Origin of the sequence: Rubrobacter tropicus (assembly GCF_011492945.1) — a bacterium.
Classification (GTDB): domain Bacteria; phylum Actinomycetota; class Rubrobacteria; order Rubrobacterales; family Rubrobacteraceae; genus Rubrobacter_D; species Rubrobacter_D tropicus.
This window is the reverse complement of sequence record NZ_CP045119.1, coordinates 893,006-905,226: the sequence shown is the minus strand read 5'-3', so window position 1 is coordinate 905,226 and position 12,221 is coordinate 893,006. Positions and strand designations below refer to the sequence as shown.

Here is a 12,221-nt window from a genome sequence, read left to right as displayed (position 1 = left end):
GTTCGGACGTCGCGAAGCGTAACGTCCCCAGACGACTGGCTGACAGGCTGAAAGCCTCCCGCAGGGAGGCGTGCTGAGAGCGGAAGCCGAAGGCTGCAGCGTGCTGAAAGGCGCGAAGCGCCGGGCTGACTAGCCTGCCCTGTTGCGTACCTCTATTCGACGGGGTTCCGACGAGACGGCGCCGCCTTTAACGGTGATCTCGACGAGGCCGTTGTCGAACTCGGCGGTTATGTCGTCCTCGTCTACGCCGGCAGGCAGGGTCATGCTTCGGCGGAAGACGCCGTAGAAGCGCTCGTGGACGTAGAAGCTCACCTCGTCGACGTCCCTGCCCCGCTCTCCGGACACCGTCAGGGTATTCTCGTGAAACGAGACGTCGATGTCCTGCGGGGCGACGCCCGCGAGCTCCATCCGGATCACGAGGTCCCTTCCCCGCGCGAACACGTCGGCCGTCGGGACCCAGGCCGTGGCGTGGGTCCTCTCGCGGTCCTCCTGGCCGGAATCCTGGCCGTAGGAGCCGATGTAGCGCATCCGGTTCATCTCGCTCGCCATGTCGAGAAAACCCCGAAACGGGTTCCTGCGCTGCTCGCTCATCTCTCCTCCTGACGTCGGTCTACCAAAGTGGTGCGTCAGCCCCGCGATGCCCGCATCGCCGCATTCTATCCACAATGCTTCGGGGACACAGAAGTCGGGCCGGCGACCCGCGCCGTCGGCTATCGGCCCGCTCCGGCTTCGCCTCCGCTGTCGGCTTTCAGCTTTTTTGTTCTTGGCTGAAAGCCGATGGCTAAAGGCTGACAGCTTCGCAAAGAGGTCGACCTCTTTGCAAACCGCTCTAGAGCGCCCTGACCATCCCGCCGTCGACCAGGATGGCCTGCCCCGTCACGTAGCCGTTGGCCGGCGACGCCAAAAAGGCGGCGACGCGGGCGAACTCCTCCGGCGTCCCGTAGCGCCCGAGCGGTATCCGGGCGGCGAACTGCTCGCGGACCTCCCCGACGGAGACGCCCTGCGCCTCGGCCTGCCCGGCGTCCACGGATTCGGTCCGTCCGGTGAGGATGCGGCCGGGGCCCAAAGTGTTGACCAGGATGCCGTCCGGGGCGAGCTCCAGGGAGAGGCTCTTGGCGAGACCGTTCAAGCCGGCGCGGAACGTGTTGGAGAGGAGGAGGTTGTCTATGGGCTGTTTTACGGAGGAGGAGGCGACGTTGACGATGCGGCCCCCGCCGCGTTCGCGCATGGAGGGGAGCACACCCCGCACGCAGCGTACGAGGCTCAGTATGATCTGACGGAACGCCAAATCCCACGCCTCGTCGTCCAGGTCCGCGAAGAAGCCCGTCGGCGGGCCGCCCGTGTTGTTGACGAGGATGTCGATGCCGCCGAAGCGGTCCACGGCGTGCGCCACCAGGGCCTCGATGTCCGAGCCCTTCGTGAGATCCGCGGCCCGGTATCCGACCTCGGCCCCGGTCTCGCCCCCGATCTCCTCCGCCGTCCGGGCGAGCGTCGCCTCGTCGCGGCTGGAGATCACGACGCGGGCGCCTTCCCGGGCGAGCTCGGTCGCTATCGCCCTCCCGAGCCCTTTGCTCGCAGCCGTTACAAGGGCCGTCTTTCCTGCCAGGCCGAGATCCACCCTTACCTCCTTACCGGGTTTACAAGCGACTCGAAACCGCCGATCCTGCACTGGGCCACATCACCGGGCCTTATCTCGACAGCCCCCGGGGTCCCCGTGTATATGACGTCCCCCCCAAGCAACGGATCCGCTTCACCGCTACTGTGGACGTAGAGCCTATGGACGAGATGGTGACAGTCTAGCTACCACGCGCTCCGCGTGCCTCGCTCGTATGACCGCGTGCAAGATCAACGTTGTCGGAACTTCGCGCTGAGGGGGTTCTTCAAAGTTCGCTACTAGAGTACCAAACATCATTCATTTGGTGGATGCCCGGCTCCTTCTGGCCTTGCTACTCTGGAAGCAATCGCTCCGGCAAGGAGCGCGGGAAAGGGGCTCGCGATATGAAGTACGTGATGACTTGGTGGGAGCGCCCCGGGGGATCGGCCGCCGACCACGAAGCCGCCCAGAAGCGGATCCTGGACATCTTCCAGAGATGGGAGATACCCGAGACCATCACCTTCCATCAGTTCCTCGTCCGCGTCGGCGAGTTCGGCGGATACGCCGTCCTGGAAACCGACGATTTGGCCGAAATCGAGAAGGCGACCACGATCTACGCGGCCTTCCAGTTCCGCGTCGAACCAGTCCTCGACGTCGAGGAAGCCGCAGCGGCCGAAGCCGAGGGGATCGCCTGGCGTGATTCGAACGCGCCTCCTTCGTAAGGCATACCGGGATAGGCGGCGAGGTAGAGGGTCGCGCGGGATGCTCCGGTCGGCAACGCGGCACGCCCTCAGGCTGGGGGTGGTGTTGGCCTTCTGTGTCCTCGCGGTTGGCGCCTGCGGGGCGCCCGAGAAAGCCAAGCCCCGACCACTGCCGGACGTAACCCGAAAGCTCGACCCCGGCGCCTACCGAACGGAGGAGTTCGAGCCCGCCTTCTCCTTCGAGGTCGGCGAGGGCTGGACGCACCTGCCACCGGAGAAGCCGGACGACCTGGCCCTCGCCCGAGAACAGACTGGGTTGCGGTTCTTCAAGGCCCGGGAAGTCTACAAGCCCAACGAGCGCTACGACGTGGTCGAGGCCCCCGATGACCTGGTCGGCTGGCTCCGAAGGCACCCGTACCTGCGAACCTCCGCCCCGGAGACCGTCACGGTGGGAGGGATCGAGGGCCGGCGGATCGACATCGTCGTCGGCTCCCTGCCGGAGGGCCGCCGCGTCGGCGCGTGCGGCCCGGACTGCGTGGACCAGTTCAGGCTCAGCGACGGAACCGCCCTGGGCGTCACGAAGGAGGAAAAGGTGCGTGGGATCGTCCTGGAGGACGTGGGGGGCGATACGGTGATTATTGGCTTCGGCGGCCCGGCCGACGAGGTCGACGAACACGCGCCCGAGGCGCAGAAGGTGATTGACACCGTGCGGTGGAGGGGCGGGTGAGCCCCCGAAGACGAAGGAACATCCGTCCCGAGGCGCGTGGTCGGCGCGGCGAACGTCCCGCTTCGGGTATGCGTGGTCCTCATCGCGGTCCTGGTGGCGCTTTCTTGGGCGGCGCCCGGGTTGCGCAACGAGCGGTCCTTCCCCCACTCGCAGGGGCAACATACGGACGCGTCATGAGTAGGTGGCAAGGATGGTAGGAGAAGAGCCGAAGGTCGACGTTGATCTTGTTTGAGATAGAACCCTACGCAAGATTGACGCCTCGGCTCGGCTACCGGGCGACGGGATTGGCAAGCGGCTTGAATCCGGTTATTCGGCACTCGGCCACGTCACCCTCCCGTACGACCACGGCCCCCGGCGTTCCGGTCGAGATCACGTCGCCCGGCAGGAGGCGCATGATCCGGGAGTGGAACGAGACGAGCCACCACGGAGAGAAGGTCATATTCGAGACGGTGTTCCGGCGAAGTACCTCGCCGTTCAGGACCGTGGCAACCTCCAAGGCCCCTATGTCGTCTATCTCGTCGGGCGTCACGAGTTCGGGGCCGAAGGAGAAGAAAGTGTCGAAGCTCTTGGCCCGCGTCAGGTAGCGGGGGTTCTTTCGCAGGATGTCCTCCGCCGTCATGTCCAGCACGGTCGTGAAGCCCGCGACGAACGCCGGGGCCTCCCCTTCGGTGATGTTCCTCGCCTCCCGCCCTATGACGACCGCGAGCTCCGCCTCTGCCGTCACCCTTTGGGATTGCTCCGGGAGGAGTATCGCGTCCCCCGGCCCGATGATCGTCGTGTCCGGGCGCATGAAGCTGGCCGGTTCTTCCGAAGGCGATACCTCGTCGAGGTCGCCGGCGTGCTCGGCGTAGTTGAGGCCTATGCCCCAGATCTTGCGCGGACGACGATACGGGGGAGCGTAGGACAGGTCCCCGGCCGGTATGGTCCGTCCGGCGAGGTCTTCGAGCTCTCTCTCCGAGAGCCCGTCCCACCTGCGACGCAACCCGCCCAGCCTGCCGCTCTCTATCAGGGAGAAAAGGTCCGCGGGCCATCCGTCCGGGTCCGGGACCTCGGCGACCGGAAGGGCGCGGCCGTCCCACACCGCGAACGCCACCTCGTTGCCGCCGATCTCAGCCGAAGCCAGCCTCATAAGCCCGTCATGGTAGCCCATCGGGGCCGCGGGAGGAAAAAGGCGCCTGTATACTGCCCACCATGTCACTCCAAGGCGTCCTACCCATCACCCTTACCCCGTTCACGGACTCCGGGGACGTTGACTCTGGAGGTATTGAGGCCCTCACCGAACGCTACCTGGACTCCGGGGTGGACGGCCTCGTGGCGCTCGGCATCATGGGCGAGGCCCACAAGCTCACCGACGCCGAACGCTCCGCCGTCGCCGGGCGCTACGTCGCCGCCACGGACGGGAAGGCCCCGGTCGTCGTTGGCTGCTCGGCTCCTGCGACCCGGGTCGCGGTAGAGAGGGCGCGGGAGGCCGAGGGGCTCGGGGCGGCGGCGGTCATGGTAGCGCCGCCGAACAACCTCAAGAACCTGGGGCTCGTCTTCGAGCATTACCGGGAGGTGGCGGAGTCCGTCTCCGTGCCGGTCGTGGTTCAGGACGAGCCGGTCAACACGGGCGTCGTTATGCCCGCGGCCTTTATCTCGCGGGTGATGAACGAGGTCCAGAACTGCCGGTACGTCAAACTGGAGGAGGCGCCGACTACGATCAAGATCTCGGCCCTCACAAACGGGATAGAGAGCGCGGACAAACGCGCCGGTATCTTCGGCGGGCTCGGCGGGATGTACTTCTACGAAGAACTGGGCCGCGGAGCCATCGGCATAATGACCGGGTTTGCTTATCCCGAAATATTGGTGCGGGTCTACTACCTCTACTCGAAGGGCAGGGAGATGGAGGCGCGGGAACACTTCTTCCGGTACCTGCCCCTGATCCGGTTCGAGGCCCAGCTCGGCGTCGGCGGCGTGGGCATCCGCAAGGAGGTCTTCAAGATGCGCCGCGTTATCGCCTCTTCGCACGTCCGTTCCCCCGCCCCGCCCCTGGACGCCGAGACCCTGCGCGAGCTGGAAGACCTGGTGGAGTATCTCGGCCTGACAGAAGGAGACACCGGATGAACTTCGATCACAGCGAGAAGGTTCTGGAGCTTCGGGAGCTTCTCGAGGCGTTCATGGAGGAGCACGTCTACCCGAACGAGAAGACTTACCACGAGCAGCTAGAAGCTTCCGGGGACCGCTGGAGCACGCCCCCTATCATGGAAGAGCTCAAGGAGAAGGCGAGGTCGGCCGGCCTCTGGAACCTCTTCTTGCCCGACTCCGAGCACGGCGCCGGGCTCTCGAACCTCGAGTACGCGCCGCTGTGCGAGGTGATGGGCCGCAGCCTCATCGCCCCCGAGGTCTTCAACTGCAACGCCCCCGACACCGGGAACATGGAAGTCCTCGCCCGCTACGGAAGCCCCGAACAGCAGGAGCGGTGGCTCAAGCCGCTGCTCGATGGTGAGATCCGGTCGGCCTTCTGCATGACCGAGCCCGACGTCGCCTCCTCGGACGCGACGAACATCCAGGCCAGGATAGAGCGCACCTCCGGTGGCGACGAGTACGTGGTGAACGGCCGCAAGTGGTGGTCGACTGGGGCCGGAAACCGGCGGTGCAAGATCTCGATCCTCATGGGAAAGACCGACCCCGGGGCCCCGCGCTACGAGCAGCAGTCCATGATCCTGGTCCCCCTGGATGCCGAAGGGGTAACGATAGAGCGCACCCTCTCGGTCTTCGGCTACGACGAGGCCCCGCACGGGCACGGGGAGATCCTCTTCGAAGACGTGAGGGTACCGGCCGAGAACATCATCTGGGACGAGGGCAAGGGCTTCGCCATCGCGCAAGGGCGCCTCGGTCCGGGGCGCATCCACCACTGCATGCGCCAGATCGGGGTCGCAGAGAGGGCCATCGAGCTGATGTGCGAGCGGGTCAAGGGCCGCGAGGCGTTCGGCAAACCGCTCGCCGAGCAGGGCGTGATCATGGAGTGGATCGCCGACTCCAGGATGGAGATCGAACAGGCCAGGCTCCTCACCCTCAAGGCCGCCCACATGATGGACACGGTCGGCAACAAGGAGGCCCGCTCGGAGATCGCCCAGATAAAGGTGGTGGCCCCCAACGCAACCCTGAGGGTGCTCGACCGCGCCATCCAGGCCTTCGGCGGGGCCGGCGTCTCGGGCGACACCCCGCTGGCCGCCTTCTGGGCCGAGTCGCGCATCCTCCGCCTCGCCGACGGCCCGGACGAGGTCCACCGCGCCTCCGTCGCCAAGCTGGAGCTGAGAAAGGAACGCCGCGCCGGCATCGAACAGTCCTACGGCGCGTAGGGGGAACGTCATCGAAGACAAGAACTCCCTCCTGCTCGGCATAAAGTACGAGGCCGCGAAGATCGGCGGCGTCGAAGGCGAGCCCCTGGGAAGGATCGAGGACCAGTTGCGTAGCGAGGTGGGCGAGAACTGGGAGACGGACCCGGAGGTCCTCAAGGGCCGCAACGCGACCCGACGCGAGCACGGGCTTCCCCATCTTGGTGAGAGGGAGGGCCGTCCCGGGCCCGAACCCGCCGCCCGGCCTCCGTTGTGGCGCAGGGTGCTCGGGAGGTAGCGGTGCTGTACCGAAACTTCGCCACGCAGGAGGAGTTGGACGAGCAGTACGACCCCGAGCGCACGGTCCCGAACGCGGGCTTCTACGCGGACCTCTACGAGCGGGAGAGCGACCTGCTCCGCTCGGAGAGGGACCACGACCTCCGCGTCCCCTTCGGCCCCACGCTCGCGGAGCACGTGGACATTTATCCCGCGGGAGAGAACGCCCCCGTCCTCGTCTACGTCCACGGCGGGTACTGGCGGGCGCGGACGAGCAGGGAGTTCGGCTTCGTCGCGCGCGGTCCGGGCTCCCGGGGCGTCGCGACCGTCGTCCCGAACTACGCGCTTTGCCCCGACGTGACGATAGACGAGATCGTACGCCAGGCCCGCGCCGCCCTCGCCCGGACCTTCGAAAACGCCGAAACCTTCGGCGGAGATCCCGACCGCATCCACGTCGCGGGCCACTCGGCCGGCGGGCATCTCGTCGCCATGCTGCTCGCGACGGACTGGGAGGGCGAGTACGGGCTCCGCGCGGACATCATCAAGAGCGCGACCGTCATCAGCGGGCTCTTCGACCTCGCGCCGTTTCCTTACTCGTTCCTCCAGCCGAAGCTGCAGTTGACGTGGGATCAGGTCAGGAGGAACAGCCCGATCCTCCACCTCCCGGACAGCGCCCCTCCCCTGCTCGTCGCCCACGGCGGGGACGAGACCGACGAGTTCAAACGCCAGTCGGAGGATTATCTTGCGGCCTGGAAATCGAAGGGGCTGCCGGGCGACCGCCTCGTCTTGTCCGGCAAGAACCACTACGACGTCATAGACGGCTTTCTCGACGCCGAAAGCCCGCTCCTCTCCGGGATATTCGGGCGCATGGGCTTAGAATAGGAGGGTTGGGTAGAAGATCCTTCCCGGAGGCACGACTTGGCGATAGAGATGACGGGCGGCAAGATAGTAAACGAGCGCGGCACGGTGGTTACCTTCCGCCAGAAGTGCGAGAGCTGCGGCTTCGTCTACGACTTCAACAAGACGACCATAGTCCCCGCATACGGTTCCAGAAAGGTCCGCGCCTTTACCTGCCCGGAATGCGGGAACTACCAGGAGGTCGAGGCGCGCCACCACAAACCCGCTCCACGATGAGCGCGCAGTCGCGATGGGCGCCCCGCGGGAGCGGAGCACCAAGGCCAAACGTCTTCCCACCGCGCGCATACCGCTACAGTTGCGTACGGTTGTCACACTCCCGCGTAGCACCGTGTTGATAGGCGTGCCCCCAACACGGTGCGGTCTACCCGCCGGTTGAAAGCACCCTCCGACGGCCGCAAAATGCCCCGAACGCGGGCAGGGCGGCGCGACGAGAGGGTGGTCGGGCGTTCGGTTTCCGGGCCCGTCTGGGCCAGGGGAGGAGAGAGCTTCGGGGTTCTGGTTGCGTAAGACCGAGTCGTCCACTATCGGCTGGGTGGATCTGGCGGTCATCCCGCTCGTCGCCGTGCTCTCCGTGCCCGCGCTCTTGTGGTTCGGAAACCAGCCCTGGGCGGTCCTGGGCAAGGACGCCCCCCGCTACCTCTTCGCCGGCTCCGAACTCGCCTCCGGTGGGGGAATCGACAGCCTCGCCGGGCTCTCGAACTACAACGGCGGCCACGGTCCCGTTTTGCCGGCCCTGATCGGCTCCCTGATACTCGTCTTCGGGCGCGACACGGAGATCCTGGTGTGGGCGATGCGCCTGACGGCGCTCCTCAACCCGCTGCTGGCGTACTTTCTGGCGAAGCGCCTCTCTGGTCCGCCCGCGGGCCTGCTCGCCGCCGCCCTGCTCGCCCTCTTCGGTTTCAACGTGAAGTCCGCGTTCGTGATCAACATAGACGCTTTGCTGCTGACGTTCACCTTGTTGACGCTTCTGGCCCTGCTCGCGGCCATAAAAGGGGGCACTCCCGCGCTCGCGTTTCTCTCTGGGCTGCTTCTGGGTGCCTCCTTACTGACCAAGGAGACGGCGCTCGCCAACATCCCACTCGCCCTGCTCGCCCTTCTGCTGCTCGACTGGCCCTTGCGAGCGGCGCTCTGGCACTACCTGGGCGTGATCCTGGCGTGCCTGCCGTGGTGGCTCTGGAGGTGGTCGGCCACCGGGGAGGTGTACCTTCTCGACCGCCTGCCGCCCTCGCTGGAGCTCCCGGTCTCGGTGGCGGCCGTGACTCTCCTGGCGCTCGCCATCGTGGCGTACGCCTCCGGGAGGATGACCCTCTTCCTGGCCGGAGGGCGCCGGCGCCGGTGGGCCGGGTGGTTCTTGATGGTGGCCTGGACCATCTCGCTCTCCTTCCTCATGCTCGCCACCACGGGACCCGCGTTGGCCGAAGCCTCCCTTGAGGCCATGGGGCTTTACCTCGCCGGTACCCTGGCGCCCACCGCCTTCGTCGTGCCCGTGCTGCTGGCGACCGCCGGGTACGCGGTGTGGAAGTCGTGCCAGCGGGATGGGCCGTGGAGGCTGCTGGCGCTCGCGCTGCTCTTTCAGGTGCCGGTCTGTCTCTTCGTGGTGGTGATGGGATGGGACCCGCGCCAATTTCTCGTCGCCCAGGCGTTGCTTTTCTGCGCCCTGGCCTCCCTCGTCGCGGACGCGGGCGTGGCGGCGTGGCGCGGGCGCGGCCACCCCGCGCGGGTGGCCGGCGCGGTGGTTGCGGTATCGTTGGCGATCCTCGTGGTGGTGGCCTCCGTGCGGACGGTGCAGGCGATGATGCCCGAGGACCCCGCGGGTACGTTGTCCAGGCAACATACGGTGGCGCCCCGGGCGTCCGGGATGATCGACTGGACGAGCAGGCACGTGCCGGAAGGGGAGCTCATCCTCGTCAACCCGGCGCAGGGCAACTACCTGGCGTACCTGGATGGGGGGCGGCACGAGTGGACGTTCCTGAAGCTGGACCAGGAGACGTGCGTGTCGAAGCCCAACATCCAGATGGAATGCGACCCCGACGAGGGCGCCATCTCCAGGATACCGCCAGAGCCGGTCTGGGTCCAGACGAAAGGCGGGTGCGAGGTCATCTCCCTGTCCGTGCCGAACCTGCTGGATCAGCTAAAGCGGACCGGTTCCGACTACGTGATGATCACCGGCAGCTCCAAATTCCCCGGTATCCTCGGCCTGCCCTCGCTCCTTCAAAAGAGCGGCGCCTTCGAGGTCGTCCGGGCCGAAGGAACCCGGGACGCCGAAGGCGTCGTGCTGCTTAAGGGCACCGGAAGGGCTTCCAAGCCCGTGCCCACCCTGATGACCGGGAAGACGGCGGCGGATCTCAAGGGCTGTGGGGAAACGAAAGGCCGGGGCTACTCGAACTGGCTGCGCTCCGAGTTTCCCGACGGAGTCATCGAGGTGACCGTATCGGGCTAAGGGCGGCGTGCCCTCCTCGATCCTGCAACCGCGAAACCCCGGAGCGTTCCCGGGTTCGCCGACCGCGAACACCGGGCCGAGGCCGGACCTTTACTCGGCCGCCCGGCAGCCCGCCCCCGAACAATCCCGTAACGCCGCGAGTCGTCCTTCCAGCCGGCGGAGGGCCCCGGGGTCAGTCCTCCCGTAGCGGTTGTTCAGCTGGTGGGGGTCCTCCTTCAGGTCGTAGAGCTCCCGCTCCCCGGTCGCGTACTCGACGTAGAGGCGATCCCCGGTCCTCACGGCCTCGAAGCCGGGGCGTCCCCAGTCCCCGCTGGGAGGCGCGCGTCGACCGCCGTCCGGCGCCGGGTCGCCGCTGAGCGGCTGGACCGCGCCGCTCTCTTGCTCGGGGGCGGCCTCGACCAGGAACCTCTGGCGCCAGTCTTCTTCGGGAGGCGGGTCGTCCGCGAGAAGCGGCGCGAGCGAGCGGCCGTCGACGAAGCCCGGGGGGTCGACCCCCGCGAGGTCGGCGAAGGTCGGGGCGAGGTCGTTGTTGAGGACCATGTGCGGGAGCTTCTCCCCCTCCGGCACGCCGGGCCCGCGCACCATCAGGGGCACCCGGATGTCCTCCTCGTAGGCCGCCCACTTGCCGGTCGTCAGCCGGTGCTCCCCCGCGTGCCAGCCGTTGTCGGAGGTGAAGAAGACGTAGGTGTTGTCCAGCTCGCCCGTCTCGCGCAGCGAGTCGAAGAGGTCGCCTATCATGTCGTCCACGGCCAGCATGGACTGGAGTCGTTTGCGGTGAAGCTCTTCCATGTACGCGACCTGGTCGGGGCCCAGGGGCGGATTGTCCCGCACCCAGCCGGGCTTGTCGGAGACGTCCCCCTCGTCGAAGGCGGGCGCCCGCGGCAGCCGGGCGTCGGGGAAAGTCCCCTCGTGGCGGGTGGCCGGGTTTGCGGGGGCGTGGGGCGCCCGGGTGCCCACCCACATGAAGAAGGGCGCCGGGTCGTCTGGCGGGCTGCGCACGTAGGCGGTCGCCTTTTCGGCGAGCAGGTCGTCGAGGTGGCGCCCGGGGTCGTGGTGCCTGATCCTGCCGTTCTGGTTGAGGTCGTTGCTTAGGTGGCCGCCGGTTATCCCGTACCAATCGTCCCAGCCCGCCGGCACGCGGTTCCCGTGGTAATCGTTCATGTACTTGCCGACCAGGGCCGTCCGGTAGCCCTCCTCCCGCAGCCAGGAGGCGACCGTGGAGCGCTCATGCCCCAGATCCCGGAACTTTCGCGCGCCGCCCTGCGGCGCCCAGTTGCCGACTATGCGATGGTTGTGGGCGTACTGGCCGCGCAACGTGGTCGCCCGGGAGGGGCAGCACAAAGGATCGGTCACGAAGGCGTTCTCGAAGGTCGTACCCCCTGCCGCCAGCTTCCCGAGGTTGGGGTAGCGCGCCCCGTACCTCTGCAAGAGGCCGACGTCGAGGTCGTCGGACAGGATCAGTACCACGTTCGGGCGATCCGGGGGTTGGACGGACCGGATCTGGAAGCCGCATCCGACGGCGAGCAGGCAAACCGCGGCCAACGCGAGTAGCGCCGCGCCCGCGGACGATCGCCGCCGGGTCTCCGGACGCATCGGGGTCGCGCGAGCCGACCTGACGCAACCGAGAGCCCGCACCGCACCTCCTTTCTCTAAGCCCTACTTGATTCTACTTCTATGCCCCCATCATTAGTGAGCCCGGCACGAGACCCGAAGGCAGGTGTCGTCCCTGCAAAACTCCGTCGAGGTCGAGGCGCGCCATCGCAAACCCTGAAGCGCGGTGAGGGTGGCCCCGGACTCCTACCTGCGGGGACTCTTCGAGCACGGCGACGCGGTCGATCCCGGCGAGTAAACCGGGCAGGCCGAAGCCCACGATGGTCCGGGCCGGCGGCCCGTCGCCGAAGAACTCCCTGAAGACGGCGTCGAACTGCGCGAAGGGGGTGCGGTCCGAGAGGTACGCGTTGACCTCGACCGCGTTCCCCGGGCCGGAGCCGGCGGCCTCGAGGATCGTCTCGAGGCTCTCGAAGCCATCAGGAACCGTCAGGCCAGGAGTCTGCGCCAGGCTCAGGGGGTTCCTTTCTGAGGGACCTCCCCGGCGCGCAAGGCCTAACCTGTACGAAGGTACGAGCCCGGAAACCGTACTTGCGTCCGGCGCGGCGGTTACGCGCGCGGGCGACCATACCGGGGAAGAGGTGCTTGGGACCGGGGGGGCTTCCGCATACACTAAGGAGAGCCGAGGCGTACCGGCGCC

General features: G+C 67.2%; 14 protein-coding genes. 8 read left to right on the top strand and 6 right to left on the bottom strand.

The features are described from left to right. Positions 1-129: 129 nt before the first annotated feature. From GBA63_RS04265 to GBA63_RS24255, 3 genes are all read right to left on the bottom strand, one after another. Complete coding sequence (locus GBA63_RS04265) at positions 130-591, bottom strand: Hsp20/alpha crystallin family protein (RefSeq protein WP_166173763.1); 462 nt, start codon at positions 589-591, stop codon at positions 130-132. A gap of 238 nt (positions 592-829) precedes the next feature. Further along, positions 830-1,618, bottom strand: coding sequence for an SDR family oxidoreductase (locus GBA63_RS04260; RefSeq protein ID WP_166173761.1), 789 nt, complete (start codon positions 1,616-1,618; stop codon positions 830-832). Between the two features lie 2 nt (positions 1,619-1,620). Further along, a complete protein-coding gene (locus GBA63_RS24255; RefSeq protein WP_407690825.1) occupies positions 1,621-1,740 on the bottom strand; it encodes a fumarylacetoacetate hydrolase family protein in 120 nt (39 codons plus the stop codon). 258 nt (positions 1,741-1,998) lie between these two features. On the opposite strand from GBA63_RS24255, the gene GBA63_RS04255 reads away from it, so the two are divergent. Continuing rightward, a complete protein-coding gene (locus GBA63_RS04255) occupies positions 1,999-2,316 on the top strand; it encodes a DUF3303 domain-containing protein (protein WP_166173759.1) in 318 nt (105 codons plus the stop codon). 40 nt (positions 2,317-2,356) lie between these two features. Next, positions 2,357-3,022: a hypothetical protein gene (locus tag GBA63_RS04250; RefSeq protein WP_166173757.1), complete on the top strand. Its 666-nt coding sequence runs from the start codon at positions 2,357-2,359 to the stop codon at positions 3,020-3,022. A 268-nt stretch (positions 3,023-3,290) separates the two neighbouring features. On the opposite strand, the gene GBA63_RS04245 is transcribed toward GBA63_RS04250, so the two are convergent. Next, complete coding sequence (locus GBA63_RS04245; protein WP_166173755.1) at positions 3,291-4,151, bottom strand: fumarylacetoacetate hydrolase family protein; 861 nt, start codon at positions 4,149-4,151, stop codon at positions 3,291-3,293. 62 nt (positions 4,152-4,213) lie between these two features. Between GBA63_RS04245 and GBA63_RS04240 the strand changes: the two genes are divergently transcribed. From GBA63_RS04240 to GBA63_RS04215, 6 genes are all read left to right on the top strand, one after another. Beyond that, positions 4,214-5,125, top strand: a complete 912-nt coding sequence (locus GBA63_RS04240; RefSeq protein ID WP_166173754.1) for a dihydrodipicolinate synthase family protein — start codon at positions 4,214-4,216, stop codon at positions 5,123-5,125. After that, entirely contained in the window at positions 5,122-6,363 is a 1,242-nt protein-coding gene (locus GBA63_RS04235) for an acyl-CoA dehydrogenase family protein (RefSeq protein ID WP_166173753.1), read from the top strand. Before GBA63_RS04240 ends, GBA63_RS04235 begins: the two co-directional genes overlap by 4 nt. A 106-nt stretch (positions 6,364-6,469) precedes the next feature. Further along, on the top strand, positions 6,470-6,637 hold the full coding sequence (locus tag GBA63_RS04230) for a hypothetical protein (protein WP_166173751.1): 168 nt from the start codon (positions 6,470-6,472) through the stop codon (positions 6,635-6,637). Positions 6,638-6,639: 2 nt separating this feature from the next. Continuing rightward, complete coding sequence (locus tag GBA63_RS04225; RefSeq protein WP_166173749.1) at positions 6,640-7,497, top strand: alpha/beta hydrolase; 858 nt, start codon at positions 6,640-6,642, stop codon at positions 7,495-7,497. Positions 7,498-7,533: 36 nt separating this feature from the next. Beyond that, a complete protein-coding gene (locus GBA63_RS04220; protein ID WP_166173747.1) occupies positions 7,534-7,749 on the top strand; it encodes a hypothetical protein in 216 nt (71 codons plus the stop codon). A 283-nt stretch (positions 7,750-8,032) separates the two neighbouring features. After that, complete coding sequence (locus tag GBA63_RS04215) at positions 8,033-9,973, top strand: glycosyltransferase family 39 protein (protein WP_166173746.1); 1,941 nt, start codon at positions 8,033-8,035, stop codon at positions 9,971-9,973. A 90-nt stretch (positions 9,974-10,063) separates the two neighbouring features. On the opposite strand, the gene GBA63_RS04210 is transcribed toward GBA63_RS04215, so the two are convergent. Further along, positions 10,064-11,608 carry a sulfatase family protein gene (locus tag GBA63_RS04210; protein WP_228282303.1) on the bottom strand — a complete coding sequence of 515 codons (1,545 nt, stop codon included), beginning with the start codon at positions 11,606-11,608 and terminating at the stop codon, positions 10,064-10,066. Positions 11,609-11,645: 37 nt separating this feature from the next. Beyond that, entirely contained in the window at positions 11,646-12,194 is a 549-nt protein-coding gene (locus GBA63_RS04205; RefSeq protein WP_166173745.1) for a RidA family protein, read from the bottom strand. Positions 12,195-12,221 lie beyond the last annotated feature (27 nt).

Excerpts from the sequence above, each read along its gene's own strand:
- GBA63_RS04235 (WP_166173753.1), top strand. The coding sequence starts at position 5,122 with ATGAACTTCGATCACAGCGAGAAGGTTCTGGAGCTTCGGGAGCTTCTC.
- GBA63_RS04240 (WP_166173754.1), top strand. The coding sequence starts at position 4,214 with ATGTCACTCCAAGGCGTCCTACCCATCACCCTTACCCCGTTCACGGAC.
- GBA63_RS04265 (WP_166173763.1), bottom strand. The coding sequence starts at position 591 with ATGAGCGAGCAGCGCAGGAACCCGTTTCGGGGTTTTCTCGACATGGCG.
- GBA63_RS04250 (WP_166173757.1), top strand. The coding sequence starts at position 2,357 with ATGCTCCGGTCGGCAACGCGGCACGCCCTCAGGCTGGGGGTGGTGTTG.
- GBA63_RS04255 (WP_166173759.1), top strand. The coding sequence starts at position 1,999 with ATGAAGTACGTGATGACTTGGTGGGAGCGCCCCGGGGGATCGGCCGCC.
- GBA63_RS04245 (WP_166173755.1), bottom strand. The coding sequence starts at position 4,151 with ATGAGGCTGGCTTCGGCTGAGATCGGCGGCAACGAGGTGGCGTTCGCG.